This window comes from Leclercia pneumoniae, assembly GCF_017348915.1.
Lineage (GTDB): Bacteria > Pseudomonadota > Gammaproteobacteria > Enterobacterales > Enterobacteriaceae > Enterobacter > Enterobacter pneumoniae.
The window spans coordinates 4,278,618-4,296,112 of sequence record NZ_CP071383.1 but is presented as its reverse complement, the minus strand read 5'-3'; the positions used below and the strand labels follow the sequence as shown (position 1 = coordinate 4,296,112).

Below are 17,495 nucleotides of genomic sequence, written 5' to 3'. Positions count from 1 at the left end.
GTCTCCGTTACACCTTTTCCACGTTCACGAGGAAGGCCTTAAACTCCGGCGTCTGCGTGTTCGCATCACCGACGAACGGCGTCAGGGTGTTCGCAATAAACCCTTTCTTCGCCACGCCCTCGTAACCCCAGTGAATCGGGATACCGATGGTATCCACTTCCTGACCGTGAACGTTCAGCGTGCGAATACGCTTGGTCACCACCGCCTTGGCCTTGATATAGCCACGGTTAGAGGAGACTTTCACGGTATCGCCATGGGCAATGCCGAGCTTGTTCGCCAGCTTCTCGCCGATCTCCACAAACTGTTCTGGCTGCGCGATGGCGTTAAGCAGCGCGTGCTTGGTCCAGTAGTGGAAGTGCTCGGTCAGACGGTAAGTGGTGCCCACGTACGGGAACTTGTCTTTTTTACCCAGCGCCTCAAAGTCGCCCTTGAAGATACGTGCGGCCGGGTTAGAGACCACGTTCGGGTGCAGCGGGTTGGTGCCCAGAGGCGTCTCAAACGGCTCGTAGTGTTCCGGGAATGGCCCTTCCGCCATCTTATCGATAGCAAACAGACGTCCCATCCCTTCAGGCTGCATGATAAACGGTCCAACATCGCTGCCTGGTGCGGCGGTGCTGTAGTCCGGAATATCCACGCCGCCCCACTTCGCGCCGTCCCACTTCAGTAACTGACGCTTCGGATCCCACGGGTTACCCTGCGGGTCAGCGGAGGCACGGTTATAGAGAATGCGGCGGTTCAGCGGCCACGACCATGCCCAGCCCAGCGTATTGCCGAGGCCCGATGGGTCGGCGTTATCGCGGTTGGCCATCTGGTTACCTTTCGGCGTCCAGCTCCCGGCAAAGATCCAGCAGCCGCTGGAGGTGGTGCCGTCGTCGCGCAGGTGCGCGAAGGTACTGAGCTGATCGCCTTTCTTCGCCAGAACCACACCGGTGGCCGGATCGATAACGTCCGCCAACGCCTTACCGTTGCTCTCCATCGCCACCTCTTCCGGGGATGGGTTCTCCGGCGTGGAGTAGTTCCAGGTCATGTTCAGCACCGGCTCTGGATTCGCGCCGCCTTCAGAGGCGTACATCTTACGCAGGCGTAAGAAGATACCGGCCAGGATCTCGCCGTCGTTCATGGCAATGCCCGGGGCGTCCGCCCCTTTCCAGTGCCACTGCAGCCAGCGCCCGGAGTTAACGATAGAGCCGTTCTCTTCCGCGAAGCAGGTCGAAGGCAGACGGAACACTTCGGTCTGGATTTTTGACGGATCGACGTCGTTTGACTCGCCGTGGTTTTGCCAGAAGGTCGAGGTTTCAGTATTGAGCGGGTCAATTGTCACCAGGAACTTCAGTTTCGACAGGGACTCGACAACCTTGTTTTTGTTCGGGAACGACGCCACCGGGTTAAAGCCCTGGCAGATGTAGCCGTTGACCTGGCCCTGGTGCATCATTTCGAAGTACTGAAGCACGTCGTAGCCTTTGTCCCACTTCGGCAGCCAGTCAAAGCCCCAGCTGTTTTCCGCTGTCGCTTTGTCACCGAAGAAGGCTTTCATCATCGAGACGAAGAACTTCGGATAGTTGCCCCAGTAGTTCACCTGGCCTTCGAGCAGCGGTTTTGGCGTGCTCGCCGTCAGGTAGGTTTGCAAATCTGTCTGTTTTTCGCTTGGCAGGTTCATATAACCGGTCAGGCTCTGCGACAGCAGGCCGAGGTCGGTCAGACCCTGAATGTTGGAGTGACCGCGCAGGGCGTTCACGCCACCGCCTGCCATCCCCATGTTACCGAGCAGCAACTGAACCATCGCCATGGTACGGATGTTCTGCGCGCCGATAGAGTGCTGCGTCCAGCCGAGTGCGTACAGGAACGACGCGGTTTTGTCTTTCGCGCTGGTTTCGGCGATCAGCTCGCACACCTTCAGGAAGTCCGCTTTTGGCGTTCCGCAGATGTTTTCGACCACTTCTGGCGTATAGCGGGAGACGTGCTCTTTCAGCAGGTTCCACACGCAGCGCGGGTGTTGCAGGGTCTTATCGCGCTTCGCAAAGCCGTTCTCATCCAGCTCGTAGTTCCAGCTGGTTTTGTCGTATTTGCGTTTTTCGGCGTCGTAACCGCTGAACAGGCCATCTTCGAAGTGGTAATCCTCACGCACGATCAGGCTGGCGTTGGTATAGGCTTCGGTGTACTCACGGTTATATTTTTCGTTATTCATCAGGTACAGCAATACGCCTGACAGGAAAGTGATGTCAGTACCTGAACGAATAGGGGTGTAGAAATCCGCCACTGACGCTGTACGCGTAAAGCGGGGATCGATCACAATCAGTTTCGCACCGTTGTGGATTTTGGCTTCCATCGCCCAGCGGAACCCGACAGGGTGCGCTTCAGCGGCGTTACCGCCCATCACCACAATAAGGTTGGCGTTCTTGATGTCGACCCAGTGGTTGGTCATCGCACCGCGACCAAATGTTGGAGCAAGACTTGCTACCGTTGGTCCGTGTCAGACACGCGCCTGGTTGTCGACCGCGAGCATACCGAGTGCACGCGTAAATTTCTGGGTTAAATAGCCGGTTTCGTTGCTGGAGGCCGAGGCACACAGCATTCCGGTGGAGAGCCAGCGGTTAACCGTGACGCCGTCTGTGTTCTTCTCAATAAAGTTAGCATCGCGGTCTTCTTTAATATGTTTCGCGATGCGGTCAAACGCCTCTTCCCAGCTAATTTGCTGCCATTTATCGGAGCCTGGCGCGCGGTATTCCGGGAATTTCAGGCGGCTTTCTGAGTGGATAAAGTCCACCAGACCTGCCCCTTTCGGGCATAGCGCGCCACGGTTGACCGGGTGATCCGGGTCACCTTCAATGTGGAAGATAGATGCTTTGGCGTTTTTGGCACCGTCGCCGAGGCTATACATTAACAGCCCACAGCCGACGGAGCAGTACGTACAGGTATTACGGGTTTCGCGGGTGCGCAGCAGTTTGTACTGCCGTGTTTCCGCCAGCGCTACGCCGGGGGCAAAGCCCAGCGCGGCTGCCGTTGTGCCTGCCATACCGCCAGCGCAGATCTTAAAGAACTGCCTTCTGCTGACCTGCATGGGTCACTCCTTGGTTCATTACGACATTGCTTTGTAGTTTTATTTTGCGGTTAAGAATTAACCGCAAATGAGAAAATTTGCGTTAATCCCTCATTTACACGAGGGGTTTGACCAGAATACCACAATGTCGGTACGCCTGTTCCAACGGCGTTAAAACAAAGTGAACGTATTATCACTATATTGATTATAAAGCGTGACATTAGTCACAAAATTAACCCCTGATGTTATGGGGATGTTTATGCGTCCGGGTTGTGTCACTCCGAACGGAGTAGGTAAACTGAGGATAAATGGAGTCTGAAAAGTTGATCCATACTATGCGCGAGGCCTGCACTTTATGGTGCAATAGCAGGCTTCTCCCTCGTGGTTGCTCAGGAAATACGTTGTGTCAAAACCGAATCGTGATATCCGCCCCTCATCGCTGTCTGCTGGCGTGGTTGAGCAACGGGTACACAGACCCCCTCATATTAACGATGCGATCCCCGATTTTTTGGCAGAAGAGGTACCCGTTGCACTGGTTTACAACGGCATTTCCCATGTGGTGATGATGGCCACTCCCAAGGATCTGGAGCTTTTCGCCATCGGTTTTTCATTATCGGAAGGTATCATTACGCACCCGCAGGAGATTTACGGCATGGACGTCGTCCCGGCCTGTAACGGCCTTGAGGTGCAAATCGAACTCTCAAGCCGCCGTTTTATGGGACTCAAAGAGCGCCGACGTGCGCTGGCAGGGCGAACCGGCTGCGGCGTATGCGGTGTTGAACAGCTTAACGATATTGGCAAACCCGTGGTGCCGCTGCCTTTTACGCAGCGTTTTGAACTCACTCATCTTGATCATGCTCTCCACCATCTCAACGATGTGCAACCGATAGGGCAGTTAAGCGGATGCACACATGCCGCCGCCTGGGTATTGCCGTCGGGTGAGATCGCGGGTGGGCATGAAGATGTCGGACGCCATGTGGCACTGGATAAACTGCTGGGCCGCAGAGTGAATGAGAGTGAAGCCTGGCAGCAGGGGGCTGCACTGGTTTCCAGCCGCGCCAGCTACGAGATGGTGCAAAAAGCGGCCATGTGCGGCGTTGAGATCTTGTTTGCGGTATCCGCTGCCACCACCCTGGCGGTAGAGGTGGCCGAGCGTTGCAACCTGACGCTGGTAGGGTTCTGCAAACCGGGAAGAGCCACAATCTATACCCATCCGCAGCGCTTAATTGTTAATCAGTAATTTTGAATGTTGTGAGCAAATCCTTCCGCTTTCAGTAGTCCGTGTAAGGGCCTATTATTTATCACATCAAGGCACAACGCCTTACACAGACAACTAACTTAAAGGGTTTATATCATGAAAAGCATCAAAACTTTTGTTGCAGTAATCGCTCTGGCTACCTCTTTCGGTTCTTTCGCAGCCCAGTCAATAACCGCCTCCGCCAGCACCATCGACGGCGCTGAAGCGAAAATCGCCGCTCAGGCACAGCAGGCCGGTGCGTCTTCTTACACCATCACTCAGGCCTTCACGGGTAACCGCGTGCACATGACCGCAGAACTGAATAAATAAGAGCAAAGCATTTGTCGAAAGAGCGCCCCCGGGGCGCTTTTTTTGTTTTGGCGATCCGCTGATTTATTGTTCAGTAATTTTGATTTATTAAAGCAAATCCTTCCGCTTTCAGTTGTTGATGTTCAGGCCTATTATTTATCACATCAAGGCACGGCGCCTTACACAGACAACTAACTTAAAGGGTTTATATCATGAAAAGCATCAAAACTTTTGTTGCAGTAATCGCTCTGGCTACCTCTTTCGGTTCTTTCGCTGCCCAGTCGGTTACCGCCTCCGCCAGCACCATCGACGGCGCTGAAGCGAAAATCGCCGCCCAGGCACAGCAGGCCGGTGCGTCTTCTTACACCATTACCCAGGCCTTCGCCGGTAACCGCGTGCACATGACCGCAGAACTGAATAAATAAGAGCAAAGCATTTGTCGAAAGAGCGCCCCCGGGGCGCTTTTTTAGTTTATGCCTGCCAGGCGTAATAACGCTGTTACCACCGCCGCGGCGATGATCACGAAAATCAACGGCACCTTGCGCCAGGCAAGGAATACCGCAAAGGCCACGCCCAACACCCGCGCCATCCCCGAAAAGTGCTCTCCTTCATAGAAGGTGGTCGCCAGCGCCACCGAAAACAGCAATACGGTTGCTGCATCCGACAGCAGCGCCTGGGAGCGTTCAGATAACGCTAACCGACTGCCAAGTTTCGCCCCGCCAAGCCGCATCAGATAGGTGCCCGCCGAAAGCAGGGCGATACCAAGAATAAAGACGGTCATGTTTTCCATTATTTCTTCCTCGTGGCGAGGCCAAACAGAGAGAGCAAGACGGGCAGGCCCACCGGTGCAAAGGGTACCGCAGCCAGCGACAACGCCGCCCCGCTAAAGGCACGGATAAGCGTAGTGCGGTTTTTAAAGGCGGGCACCACTAACGCCAGTAAAATGGCCGGAAACACTGCATCCAGCCCGATGGTTTCCGGCTCTGGCAGCAGTTTGCCGACCATCGCCCCCAGCAGGGTGCCCAGCGGCCAGATAATTGCCACACCCAGCCCGCAGAGCCAGTAGGCCGCTTTGCGCTGTTCTGGCGTTTTTTGTGACAGGCCAAATACCACGCTCTCGTCATTCATAATGTGACAACCCAGCAAGCTCGCGCCGCGCTGGCCCACCAGCTCGCGCACGGTAACGCCAAAAGGCACATGGCGCGCGTTCACCAGAAGACCCGCGGCAGCGGCAGCGAGTGGATTGCCGCCGCTGGCCACAATGCCGATAAACATAAATTCAGAGGCGCCCGCCAGCACGGAAATGGAGAGCAAAAACGGTACCCAGAGGGGGAAGCCATACGCCATTGCCAACGAGCCGTAAGACATCCCTACAACGCCAACAGCCAGACAAACCAGCAGAATGGCCTTTATCGTGTCGCCTTTCAGGCAGGAGAAATGTGGTTTCATACAATTTTAGCCATATCGAACGAATATCCATTATAATGAACGCATCACTGTAGTTTATCAAGATGAACGATTCGTTCGATTTATAGAACACGAGGCCGTTTTATGACGCAGCCAATAAGCGTAATCGCCAAAAGCCTGGTGCGGGAACGTATGCGAACCGGACTTTCTCTGGCGGAAATTGCTCGCCGCGCCGGGATCGCCAAATCTACCCTGTCGCAGCTGGAGTCCGGAAACGGCAATCCTAGTCTGGAGACCTTATGGTCACTTTGTGTGGCACTGGATATTCCCTTTGCGCGCTTGCTTGAGCCACAGCAACCTATTACCCAGGTTATTCGCCGGGGAGAAGGGACGAAAGTGATTGCCGAGCAGGCAAACTATGAGGCAATTTTGTTAGCCACCTGCCCGCCAGGCGCACGACGTGATATCTATATGCTGGCGGCTCAGCCGGGCGCAGACCGTATTTCGCATCCGCATCCACCCGGTTCGGTTGAGCATATTGTTATCACTCAGGGACGGGCAGTGGTGGGCCTGACCGATGCGCCGGAAGAGCTGGGCGAAGGGGATTACATTTGTTACCCCGCCGATCGGCCGCATATTTTTAAAGCCCTTGAGCCAGATACGTTTGCGCTTATGGTGGCGGAACAGAACTAACTTTCAAGACACGGATAATCATGTCGCTTAAAGCCATCGCCAAAGAACTCGGACTCTCGGTCACCACCGTGAGTCGTGCCCTCAACGGATATGATGACGTTTCTCGCGAGACGCGTGCGCGCGTGGAAGCGGAAGCTCAGCGCCGTGGTTACCGGCCCAATACCTTTGCCCGTCGTCTGAAGATGGGCAAAATTGATGCGGTTGGGCTGGTCTTCCCGGTACATCCTGTTCCGCTCAATAACAGCGTTTTTATGGACATGGTCGGCGAAATTAGCCACGAACTGGCGCGACATGAGATTGACCTGCTGCTGATTGCCGATGACGATCTGGCCGATAAACACAGCTATATGCGCATGGTGCAGAGCCGCCGGGTGGATGCGTTAATCGTGGCGCATACCCTCGATCGCGACCCGCGTCTTGAGCAACTGCAGGCGGCAAATTTCCCCTTCCTTGCCCTCGGCCGCAGCCAGCTACCGCAGCCTTACGCCTGGTTTGATTTCGATAACTATGCCGGTACCCACCAGGCCACCCGCTGGCTCATCGCCAAAGGCCACCGGCGTATCGCATTCCTGGGAGAGAGTAATAACCAGGCCTTTATCACTCAGCGACGCCAGGGTTATCTGGATGCGTTGCAGGAGGCGGGGCTCTCAGATGAATGGCTGCGCGCTATGCCTCCTTCCCGACGCGAGGGGTATACCGCCACCTGCGATCTGTTGGCCTTACCCGAACCGCCAACGGCGATTATTACCGACTGTAATACCCACGGCGATGGGGCCGCGATGGCGCTTTCTCAGAGGGGACGATTAACGGGCGACAACCCTGTGGCGCTGATTGTTTACGACGGTTTACCGCAGGACAGCATTGTCACTACCGAAGTGGCGGCAGTGATCCAGTCTACCCGTGAAGGGGTGGGCAGACAGATTGCCGATATGGTTCGTCAGCTGATCAGCGGCGAGGATATCGCCAGATTACAGGTGTTGTGGCAACCCGCCTTCTCACCGGGCGAAACTGCCTAATTTCTTTAAATTTCTAAACCCGATCACAAAACCGAAACGTTTAAGTTTGTATCCGAAACGTTTCGGATCAAGACTCAGATCATCCCGATGACTGGAGATGTCTGATGCAAGATGCCATTTTACGACTCGTAAGCGAGACGGTGGATGTGGTGATAAAAACCCACCCGTTCGCCGAGATTCTTTACTGGGGGCCGCACCTTCGCCACTTTTCGCCGCAGGATGCGGCCACGCTTTCCCGTCCTGTTGCCAATGGAAGACTGGATGTTGATTCCCCTGTAACCCTGATGGCCGAACTGGGTCACGGGTTATTTGGTTCCCCGGGCATTGAGGGGCATCGTCAGGGGATGGATGGCTCGCCGGTCTTTACCACCACCGCCGTCACCCAGCAGGGCCAAAGTCTGACTATCGCGGCAGAAGATACTCACGCCGGTCTGCGCCTGACCAGTGAGATTGACCTGGAGGAGAGCGGCGTGCTGCGGGTGCGCCACGGCGTTACCAACCTGCGGCCGCAGGCGTGGCAAGTGGATCGACTGGCTATTACTCTACCGGTGGCAGAGCGGGCGCAGGAGGTCATGGCGTTTCATGGCCGCTGGATCCGCGAGTTTCAGCCTCACCGCCTGCGGCTGGAACATGACAGCTTTGTCATTGAAAACCGCCGCGGCAAAACCTCTCATGAACACTTCCCGGCGCTGATTACCGGCACGCCGTCCTTCAATGAAATGCAGGGCGATGTGTGGGGCGTGCACCTCGGCTGGAGTGGTAACCATCGTCTGCGTGCCGAAGTGAAAACCGACGGGCGGCGTTATCTGCAGGCGGAGGCGCTCTATCTGCCCGGCGAGATAGCGATTGCTGAGGGGAAAACCCTCTGGACGCCGAACCTGTACGCCAGCTACTCCGCGCAGGGGCTGAATGGCATGAGCCAGCAGTTCCACCGCTATTTGCGTGAAAACATTATTCGTTTCCCGGATAACAAACCGCGTCCGGTACACCTCAACACCTGGGAAGGGATCTACTTTAATCACGACCCGGCTTACATCATGCGCATGGCTGACGAAGCTGCCGCGCTGGGGGTAGAACGCTTTATCATCGACGATGGCTGGTTTAAAGGGCGTAACGATGACCATGCCGCGCTGGGGGACTGGTACCTCGACGAGAAAAAATACCCGGACGGCTTAACCCCCGTGGTGCGTCACGTTAAGGCGCTCGGTATGGAGTTTGGCATCTGGGTTGAGCCGGAAATGATCAACCCCAACTCCGATCTCTATCGTGCCCACCCTGACTGGGTGCTGGCGCTGCCGGGCTATGAACAGGCCACGGGCCGCCATCAGCTGGTACTGAACCTCAACATTCCTCAGGCCTTTGACTATCTTCTGGAACGCATGAGCTGGCTGCTGGGCGAGCATCAGGTGGATTACGTGAAGTGGGACATGAACCGCGAGCTGGTTCAGCCTGGCCACAATGGCAAGGCGGCTGCCGACGCGCAAACCCGTCAGTTCTATCGCCTGCTGGATGTCCTGGGCGAGCGGTTCCCGCATATCGAATTTGAATCTTGCTCGTCGGGTGGCGGGCGTATCGACTATGAAGTCCTGACCCGCTGCCACCGTTTCTGGGCGTCGGATAATAACGATGCGCTGGAGCGGAACACCATTCAGCGCGGCATGAGTTACTTCTTCCCGCCAGAGGTGATGGGCGCGCATATCGGTCATCATAAATGCCATGCCACTTTCCGACAGCACAGCATCGCGTTTCGTGGCCTGACGGCGCTCTTTGGCCACATGGGGCTGGAGCTGGATCCGCTAGCGGTGGACGAGCAGGAGCGCGAAGGCTATCGCCATTACGCCGCGCTGCACAAACAGTGGCGCGAGGTGATCCACACCGGCACCCAGTGGCGGATCGATATGCCCGATGCCACGACGCTGGCTACCGGTATAGTGAGCCAGGACCAGGGGCAGGGATTGTTTATCATCAGCCAGCTCCGCATGCCGGACTACACCCTGATGATGCCGCTGCGCATGCCGGGGCTGGAAGCGGGCGCACAGTATCGTATTACGCTTCTCGATCACCCTAACATCCGCCTGACGGGCGAGGGGGGCCATACGATGCGCAAACTTCCGGCATGGATGGACGCGCCGCAAACGGTAAGCGGCGAATGGTTGATGCAGGCAGGGATTGCGTTGCCGGTGCTCGATCCAGAAACCGCCATTTTGATTGGCGTTGAACGCGTGTAAAGGTGAGGGGCCGTGAAGGCGGCCCCCGGTTGAGGATAAAAATAATGAACACGACTGCCTGTACCCACAAAGACAACCCTAATTTCTGGATTTTCGGGTCGTTCTTTTTTCTCTACTTCTTCATTATGGCCACCTGCTTTCCGTTTCTGCCTATCTGGCTGTCGGATATCATCGGTCTGAATAAAACCCATACCGGGATTGTTTTCTCCTGCATCTCGCTCTCTGCGATCGCTTTCCAGCCCGTGCTGGGGGTGATTTCCGACAAGCTGGGGCTGAAAAAACACCTGCTGTGGATCATCGCTATCTTGCTCTTCTTGTTTGCCCCTTTTTTCCTCTACGTATTTGCTCCGCTCCTGAAAACCAATATCTGGCTGGGGGCGCTTAGCGGCGGGCTGTATATCGGTTTCGTCTTCTCGGCGGGATCGGGGGCGATTGAGGCCTACATTGAGCGTGTGAGCCGCAATAGCTTCTTCGAATATGGCAAAGCGCGTATGTTCGGCTGTCTGGGCTGGGGACTGTGCGCCTCGACGGGCGGGATATTATTCAGCATCGATCCGTCGCTTGTCTTCTGGATGGGGTCCGGCGCGGCGCTCTTACTCATGCTGCTGTTAGTGGTCGCCAAACCAAAACCAAACCAGACGGCGCAGGTGATGAATTCCCTGGGCGCCAACCAGCCGCAGATTACCCTTAAGACCGTGGTGAACCTGTTCCGTCAGCGCAAAATGTGGATGTTTATTCTGTATGTGATTGGCGTGGCCTGCGTCTACGACGTCTTTGATCAGCAGTTTGCCACCTTCTTTAAAACGTTCTTTGCGACCCCTGAAGCGGGCACGCGGGCGTTTGGCTTTGCCACGACGGCAGGGGAACTTTGCAACGCCATCATCATGTTCTGCTCGCCGTGGATCATTAACCGCATTGGCGCGAAAAACACCCTTCTGATTGCCGGGGTGATCATGGCTACGCGTATTATCGGCTCGTCATTCGCCACTACGGCGGTGGAGGTGGTGGCCCTGAAGATGCTTCACGCGCTGGAGGTGCCGTTCCTGCTGGTGGGGGCGTTTAAATATATTACCGGCGTCTTTGATACTCGCCTGTCGGCCACCATCTATCTGATTGGCTTCAACTTTGCCAAACAGTTGGCAGCGATCTTCCTCTCCGCATTCGCCGGCAATATGTATGACCGGATCGGCTTCCAGGATACCTATCTGATGCTGGGCTGCTTTGTCCTGGCGGTAACGGCAATCTCGGCGTTTACCCTTACCCATTCGCGTCCTGCGGCGGTGCAGGGGAGTTCCGTGGAGGTAAGCTGAAAAGCGGTGCTGCCGCGATGGCGGCAGCACCGGTCGGTTACTCGAGGTAGAACACCTCTTTAAGTTCCGTACTCACCGGGCTGTTGTCCGGGTTAGCGGGCATAACGTCACGCATATGTTTCCACCAGCGCTGGCAGACGTCGGTATGGGCGACGGCGTTCCAGCGCTCTTCCGATTCAATCTCCACGGTCGCAAATAGCAGGTTGCGTTGCTTATCAAGGAAGATGGCGTAGTGATGCGCGCCGTGGTCTTTTAGCACCGCCTCCAGCTCAGGCCAGATGGGCGTGTGGCGGCGTTCGTACTCGTCATGTGCGTCAGGGTTAACCTGCATCACAAAGGCTTTGCGGATCATAATGCCTCCAGGTAGAGCTCGCGCACTTCGTCGCGGCTGGCGGTTCGTGGGTTACAGGGCGCACAGGGATCGGCGAGCGCTTTATCCAGCCAGCCCTCGATATCCGCCTTCGTTACCCCCAGTTTACTGAAACCAGAAGGGATACCTACGCGAGCGCTCAGGGAGCGAATGGCATGGATGGCCTCCATGCTGGCCGCTTCGTCGCTCATCGTGTGGGTATCAACGCCCATTGCCTGCGCCACGCGGGCAAAGCGGGCCACGGCATTCGGGCGGTTAAAGTTTTCGATGATCGGCAACAGGATGGCATTACACACGCCGTGCGGAAGGTTGTGCGTGGCGCCTGGCTGGTGCGCCAGGGCATGAACCAGACCCAGACCGGCGCTGTTAAACGCCATGCCAGCCAGATACTGACCAAACGCCATCTGCTCGCGGGCTTCAAGGTTATGGCCCTCGTCGACCGCTTTCGGCAGCCACAGGGTAATCAGGCGAATCGCTTCCAGCGCGTTGGCGTCGGTGAGCGGGTGCGCGCCGACCGAGACGTAGGCTTCAATGGCGTGGGTCAGGGCATCCATGCCGGTGGCGGCCGTAACGGACGCTGGAATATCCAGCATCACGCTGGCATCGTCCACGGCAATATCCGGGATGATGTTCGGATCAATAATCACCTCTTTCACCTGACGCGCGGAATCGATAATCACCGCGTTGCTGGTCATCTCCGCCGCGGTGCCTGCGGTGGTGTTGATCGCAACCAGCGGCACGCCTGCGTTTTTCACTTTCCCGACGCCGGAATAAGCGGTAGAGGGGCCAGGGTTGGCGGTAAGGATTTTAATCGCTTTAGCGGTATCGATGGGGCTACCGCCGCCGAAGGCAATCACGTAGTCGCATTCTGCCTCCCGGTATGCGGTATACCCTTTCTGCACCAGCGCTTCCGTCGGATTGGGAAACACCTCGTCAAACAGATGATATGACATTTGATGGGCGTCCAGCGCGGCAAAGAGGCTGTCGAGCAGGCCGAGCTTCACCAGTTGACCATCGGTCACGATCAAGGCTTTACCCCACTGCTTGCTCGCCGCCAGGTTGACCATATCGCTGATTGCGCCTGCGCCATGCAGGCTGATTTTGGGAAGCGCCAACATAAAGCTCATGATAATTCTCCTTAATATGATTTTTGGGTAATCCGTTCCCCTCACCCCGTTCCTCTCCGTTGGGAGAGGCTAAATGGCCGCACCAGCGAGTTCCCTCTCCCCAGGGGAGAGGGTTAGGGTGAGGGGGAAATTAAATCCGTCTCCGCTGCATAATCCGCCGTGTGATAATCGGCAGTGAGATCACCACAATCAGCATCGCGCCGATAATCACCGACATCACAATCCCCGGCACGTTGAGCAGGCTCAGGCCAAAGGTCACCAGCCCCATCAGGAAGGCGGCGATAATCACCCCCACCATGCTGCCGGATCCGCCCAGAATGTTTACACCGCCCAGCACCGCCATGGTCACCACCGCCAGCTCCCAGCCCATCGCAATCGTCGGGCGCGTGCTGCCCAGGCGCGAGGTGAGTAACACCGAGGCGAGGCCCGCCATCAGCCCCACCAGGGCAAACAGCAGCAGGTTGTGACGCTTCACGTTAATGCCGGAATACCATGCGCCGGTCGGGTTATTGCCAATGGCATAGGTCCGGCGACCAAAGTTGGTGCGGTGCAGCACAAAGGCAAACACCGCCGCCAGCACGATAAACAGCGCGAACTCAAACGACAGTGCGCCCCAGACGTAACCCTGCCCAAACCAGGCAAAGCTCTCCGGATAGCTGTTCAGTGCCTGATCGCCCAGCAGGATGTAGGTGATCCCGCGATAGAGGCTCATGGTGCCGATGGTGATGACAATGGAAGATAAGTTAAAGCGCGTCACCAGCCAGCCGTTGAACAGGCCGCACAGCAGCCCGACGCCCAGCCCCACGCAGACCAGCAACGGAGTATCTACGCCCGCCGCTGCGCAAAAGCCCATTACCGTAGAGCTCAGCGCAATGGTAGAGGCCACGGAGAGGTCAATCTCGCGGGCGATAATCAACATCGCCATCGGCAGCACGATGATCGCTTTTTCGGTAAAGTTAAAAGTGGCGTCAGACAGGTTCCAGATATCGAGGAAATAGGGCGATGCGAGGGCATTCACCACAAATACCGCCAGCGTGACCGCCAGCAAGAACCCTTCCCAACACAGCAGTTTCTGGAAAAAACCCGTCGAGGGTGGGGTCGGTTTCATCTCTTCAGTGGTCATAATTTTGCTCATGATTTCACCGCCAGTTTCTGACGCGCCAGCGCCGCATCGCGCAGAATCAACCGCCCTTTGCGTTTATTGCCGCGCTCGTTGAGCAGCACCGCAATCACAATCACCGTGCCGGAAATGGCCATCTGCCAGAACGGGGACACGCCGATGACCGGCAGGGCATTGTTAATTACCCCGAGGAACAGCGCGCCGAACAGGCAGCCGAGCACGCGACCGGTGCCGCCCATCGTGCTGATACCGCCAATCACGCATGCGGCCACCACCTGCAGCTCAAAGCCGTTAGCCACGTCGACATAGGCCACGGCGAAGCGGGAAATCCACAGATATCCGCAGAACCCTGCCAGCGCACCGGACAGGCAGAAGCTGACAAACTGCATCTTCCCGGCGTTAATGCCGGTGTAGTAGGCCGCCGTGGCGTTACCGCCCGCGGTGTAGAGCGCGCGCCCGGTGCGGCTGTAACGCAGGAAATAGCCCACCAGCAACAGAGCGGCAATCGCACACCAGCTCAGTACGGGCAAGCCCAGCACCGCCGCACGCGGCAGGCCGAGGAAATCGGCCCCCATCTGATTGGAGTTCACCCAGCCGCCGCCGGAGAGCAAAAAGATAATCCCGCGATAGATGCTCATCGTACCCAGCGTCACCACAATGGCTGGAATACCGAGCTTCCACACCAGCAGTCCGTTGATCATGCCCATCAGCAGGCCGAGCGCCGTGGCCAGCATCAGCAGCGCCCAGACGGGCACTTCCGGATGATGGAAATTGATGAGCGCGACGATCATGCCGGTCAGCGCCAGGTTAGCCGCCATCGACAAATCGATGCCTTTGGTGAGCAGTACCATCATCTGGCCGAGGGCGAGAATGATGAGGATGGAGGTATCGTTAAACATCTCCACCAGGTTTCCCGGGGCGATAAACGAGGGCACGCGACTGCCAATGGCGACGATCATCAAAATGATCACCGCGCCCAGCAGCGCTTCACGGTGTTTCAGCAGTTGCCTGACCATTATGCGGCCTCCTGTTTTGCACCGCTGGCGGCGCTGACGATGGTTTCTGCCGTTGCGCCCCCTGCCTGATACTCCGCCACCATAAGCCCTTCGTGCATGACGATAATGCGATCGGCCATACCCATCACTTCCGGCAGTTCTGACGAGACCATAATTACCGCCAGACCCTGACCGACAAGCTCGGACATAAATTGATGAACGGCGGCTTTGGAGCCAATATCAATGCCTTTTGTTGGCTCATCGAGGATGATCACGTCAGGATGTGTCGCCAGCCATTTGCCGATCACCACCTTCTGCTGATTCCCGCCGGAAAGCGTTTCAACCGGCTGTTTCCAGCTAAAGGCTTTCACCTGCAGACGTCTGGCGTACTCATCCGCCAGCTGCCATTCACGATCATGATTTAGCACCCCGTTGGGGTTCATTTTGCCAAGCTGCGGCAGGCTGATGTTCTGCGCAATCGACAGCTCAATGATCGCCCCTTGCTTCTGGCGCTCTTCCGGCACGCAGACGATGCCGGCTTTGATGGCGTCCGACGGCTGGCGGAAATGCTGCGTTTTACCCTTCAGGACGATTTCACCGGAGGAGGGGCGCGAGACGCCAGAGAGGGCCTGCATCAGCTCGGTGCGCCCGGCGCCAACCAGCCCGTAAAAGCCGAGGATTTCGCCTTTGCGCAGGGTAAAGGAGATGTTGGCAAACTCGGTGGGGTGGCACAGGTTTTTCACCTCCAGCACCGTCTCGCCCTTTTCGCACTCCACTTTGGGGAAGGTCTGAGTGATGGCGCGGCCCACCATCATGGCGACCATCCGCTCTTCGGTGATGTCGTTCATCGCGCCGGAACCGACATACACCCCATCGCGCAGAATGGTGTAATGGTCGGCCAGCTCAAAGATTTCGTCGAATTTATGCGAGATGAAGAGGATCGCTTTTCCGTCCTGCTTTAAGCGCTCCACGATCTGATAAAACTCGAGGATTTCGTGCTGCGACAGGGCCGCGGTCGGCTCGTCGAGGATCACCACCTGCGCATCAAACGACAGCGCGCGGGCGATCGCCACCATGTGCCGCTGGGCGATGCTCAGGGTTTTTAGCGTAGCCCGTGGGTCAATCTGTACCTCCAGACGGGTGAGGATGGCCTGCGCGCGGCGGTGCATCTCTGACCAGTCGAGTTTTTTAAAAAGGCCCTTATAGAGGTACTGACCGACAAAAATGTTTTCGGTGACCGAGAGTTCATCGAACAGGACGGTTTCCTGATGAATTGCCGTAATGCCGACCTTGTGCGCAGATTCCGGTGTCGGGAGCTGAATAGGGATTGCCTTGTAGAGAATTTCGCCCTCTTCAGGCTGGTAAATGCCGGTCATCACTTTCACCAGCGTGGATTTGCCCGCGCCATTTTCGCCGATAAGGGCGGTGACTTTACCTGGCCAGAGCTCAAGCTGAACGTTCTCAAGGGCACGCACGCCGGGGAAGACCTTGGTGATGCCCTTCAGTTGGAGGAGTGGTGTCATGATAGTTCTCCATATTTATCCCCCCTCACCTCGGGAGAAGGGTAGGGGAAGTGCGGCCTGATGCCCTCACCCCAACCCTCTCCCACAGGGAGAGGGAGAAAGGATTAGAAAATCTTCGAGAACTTATCAATGTTGCTGGCATCGTAAACAAACGGCTCAGCCATGGCGCCGTTGCCATCGGCATCCAGCTTCACTTTGCCCAGTCTGCCCATGCTGGCTTCGCCTTTGGTGGCGGTGCCTTTCACCAGGTCATCCGCCAGATAGGTAGCGGCGTAGCCAAGGTCAATCGGATTCCAGATAGCGAAGCTTTTGCTGGCGCCCGATTTCACCGCGCCCGCCATTTCAGACGGCAGACCTAAACCGGTGACGTACACTTTGCCTATCTTGCCCTGGTCTTTCACCGCCTGGGCGGCGGCGACAATACCTACGGAGGAGGGCGAGACGATCACTTTCAGATCCGGATACGTTTTCAGCATGCCCACCGCTTCGCGATAGCTCTTATCAGAAAGATCGTCGCCGTAGGCCACGGTCACCAGATTGACGGACGGGTACTGTGGCAGCACCTTTTTCATCTCGGCAATCCAGGTATTCTGGTTGGTTGAGGTGGGGGTGGCGCTCAGTACGGCCACTTCGCCTTTTTCCGCGTTCAGGGCTTTCAGCGCGTCGGCTGCCAGCTTCACGTTGGTTTCGCCGATCAGGGCGTTATTGGAAGGATTCAGGTGGATCTGACGACCGGCTTTCGCCACGCCAGAATCCCAGGAAACGACTTTAATACCGCGCTGCATCGCTTTTTTCAGCACCGGCACCAGCGCATCAGGATCGTTGGCGGAGATAGCGATCGCATCCACCCCCTGGGCGATCAAACCGTTCAGCACTTCGATCTGCGCTTCAGCGGTGGTGGTGGTCGGCCCGGTATAAATGACTTTAACATCACCTAACTCTTTGGCTGCCTCTTGCGCGCCCACGTTGGCGGCTTCGAAGAACCCATTACCTAACGATTTTGCCACCAGGGCAATTTTAACTTCCGCCAGAGCGGAACCGGACAACGCCAGCGCGGCAACGGTGAGGATCAAGCTTGTCTTTATTTTCATTGCTTTTACTCCACTTGAGTCAGTTGTAGGGA

16 protein-coding genes are annotated in these 17,495 nt (G+C 56.7%); 7 read left to right on the top strand and 9 right to left on the bottom strand.

What is annotated here, in order from left to right:
• Positions 1 to 7: 7 nt before the first annotated feature.
• Positions 8 to 3,058 (bottom strand): formate dehydrogenase-N subunit alpha, encoded by a 3,051-nt coding sequence (gene fdnG, locus JZ655_RS20825; protein ID WP_207292651.1) that lies wholly within the window; start codon positions 3,056 to 3,058, stop codon positions 8 to 10.
• A gap of 430 nt (positions 3,059 to 3,488) precedes the next feature.
• Between fdnG and fdhD the strand changes: the two genes are divergently transcribed.
• From fdhD to JZ655_RS20810, 3 genes are all read left to right on the top strand, one after another.
• Positions 3,489 to 4,277, top strand: a complete 789-nt coding sequence (gene fdhD / locus JZ655_RS20820) for a formate dehydrogenase accessory sulfurtransferase FdhD (protein ID WP_242637322.1) — start codon at positions 3,489 to 3,491, stop codon at positions 4,275 to 4,277.
• A gap of 114 nt (positions 4,278 to 4,391) precedes the next feature.
• A complete protein-coding gene (locus tag JZ655_RS20815) occupies positions 4,392 to 4,604 on the top strand; it encodes a YdgH/BhsA/McbA-like domain containing protein (protein WP_040077971.1) in 213 nt (70 codons plus the stop codon).
• A 191-nt stretch (positions 4,605 to 4,795) separates the two neighbouring features.
• Complete coding sequence (locus JZ655_RS20810; protein WP_046886189.1) at positions 4,796 to 5,008, top strand: YdgH/BhsA/McbA-like domain containing protein; 213 nt, start codon at positions 4,796 to 4,798, stop codon at positions 5,006 to 5,008.
• Positions 5,009 to 5,049: 41 nt separating this feature from the next.
• Here the strand turns inward: JZ655_RS20810 and JZ655_RS20805 are convergent, their stop codons facing one another.
• Entirely contained in the window at positions 5,050 to 5,373 is a 324-nt protein-coding gene (locus JZ655_RS20805) for an AzlD domain-containing protein (RefSeq protein ID WP_040077973.1), read from the bottom strand.
• Positions 5,373 to 6,032, bottom strand: a complete 660-nt coding sequence (locus tag JZ655_RS20800; RefSeq protein ID WP_040077975.1) for an AzlC family ABC transporter permease — start codon at positions 6,030 to 6,032, stop codon at positions 5,373 to 5,375. The genes JZ655_RS20805 and JZ655_RS20800 overlap by 1 nt, the downstream gene beginning before the upstream one ends.
• A 102-nt stretch (positions 6,033 to 6,134) precedes the next feature.
• On the opposite strand from JZ655_RS20800, the gene JZ655_RS20795 reads away from it, so the two are divergent.
• The 4 genes from JZ655_RS20795 to JZ655_RS20780 all read left to right on the top strand — a co-directional run bounded on the left by JZ655_RS20795 (position 6,135) and on the right by JZ655_RS20780 (position 11,237).
• Positions 6,135 to 6,683 (top strand): helix-turn-helix domain-containing protein, encoded by a 549-nt coding sequence (locus JZ655_RS20795; protein ID WP_046886190.1) that lies wholly within the window; start codon positions 6,135 to 6,137, stop codon positions 6,681 to 6,683.
• Positions 6,684 to 6,703: 20 nt separating this feature from the next.
• Positions 6,704 to 7,699 (top strand): LacI family DNA-binding transcriptional regulator, encoded by a 996-nt coding sequence (locus JZ655_RS20790; RefSeq protein ID WP_207292649.1) that lies wholly within the window; start codon positions 6,704 to 6,706, stop codon positions 7,697 to 7,699.
• A gap of 104 nt (positions 7,700 to 7,803) precedes the next feature.
• A complete protein-coding gene (locus JZ655_RS20785) occupies positions 7,804 to 9,927 on the top strand; it encodes an alpha-galactosidase (protein WP_207292648.1) in 2,124 nt (707 codons plus the stop codon).
• Positions 9,928 to 9,971: 44 nt separating this feature from the next.
• Positions 9,972 to 11,237, top strand: a complete 1,266-nt coding sequence (locus JZ655_RS20780) for an MFS transporter (RefSeq protein WP_207292647.1) — start codon at positions 9,972 to 9,974, stop codon at positions 11,235 to 11,237.
• A 37-nt stretch (positions 11,238 to 11,274) separates the two neighbouring features.
• Here the strand turns inward: JZ655_RS20780 and rhaM are convergent, their stop codons facing one another.
• From rhaM to rhaS, 6 genes are all read right to left on the bottom strand, one after another.
• Complete coding sequence (gene rhaM, locus JZ655_RS20775; protein ID WP_040077982.1) at positions 11,275 to 11,589, bottom strand: L-rhamnose mutarotase; 315 nt, start codon at positions 11,587 to 11,589, stop codon at positions 11,275 to 11,277.
• Positions 11,586 to 12,734: a lactaldehyde reductase gene (fucO, locus tag JZ655_RS20770; RefSeq protein WP_207292646.1), complete on the bottom strand. Its 1,149-nt coding sequence runs from the start codon at positions 12,732 to 12,734 to the stop codon at positions 11,586 to 11,588. Before fucO ends, rhaM begins: the two co-directional genes overlap by 4 nt.
• Positions 12,735 to 12,864: 130 nt before the next feature.
• Positions 12,865 to 13,869 carry an ABC transporter permease gene (locus JZ655_RS20765; protein ID WP_207292645.1) on the bottom strand — a complete coding sequence of 335 codons (1,005 nt, stop codon included), beginning with the start codon at positions 13,867 to 13,869 and terminating at the stop codon, positions 12,865 to 12,867.
• Positions 13,866 to 14,870, bottom strand: a complete 1,005-nt coding sequence (locus JZ655_RS20760) for an ABC transporter permease (RefSeq protein WP_207292644.1) — start codon at positions 14,868 to 14,870, stop codon at positions 13,866 to 13,868. The genes JZ655_RS20765 and JZ655_RS20760 overlap by 4 nt, the downstream gene beginning before the upstream one ends.
• Complete coding sequence (locus tag JZ655_RS20755) at positions 14,870 to 16,372, bottom strand: sugar ABC transporter ATP-binding protein (RefSeq protein WP_040077989.1); 1,503 nt, start codon at positions 16,370 to 16,372, stop codon at positions 14,870 to 14,872. Before JZ655_RS20755 ends, JZ655_RS20760 begins: the two co-directional genes overlap by 1 nt.
• A gap of 104 nt (positions 16,373 to 16,476) precedes the next feature.
• A complete protein-coding gene (rhaS, locus tag JZ655_RS20750; RefSeq protein ID WP_207292643.1) occupies positions 16,477 to 17,463 on the bottom strand; it encodes a rhamnose ABC transporter substrate-binding protein in 987 nt (328 codons plus the stop codon).
• Between the last annotated feature and the right edge of the window lie 32 nt (positions 17,464 to 17,495).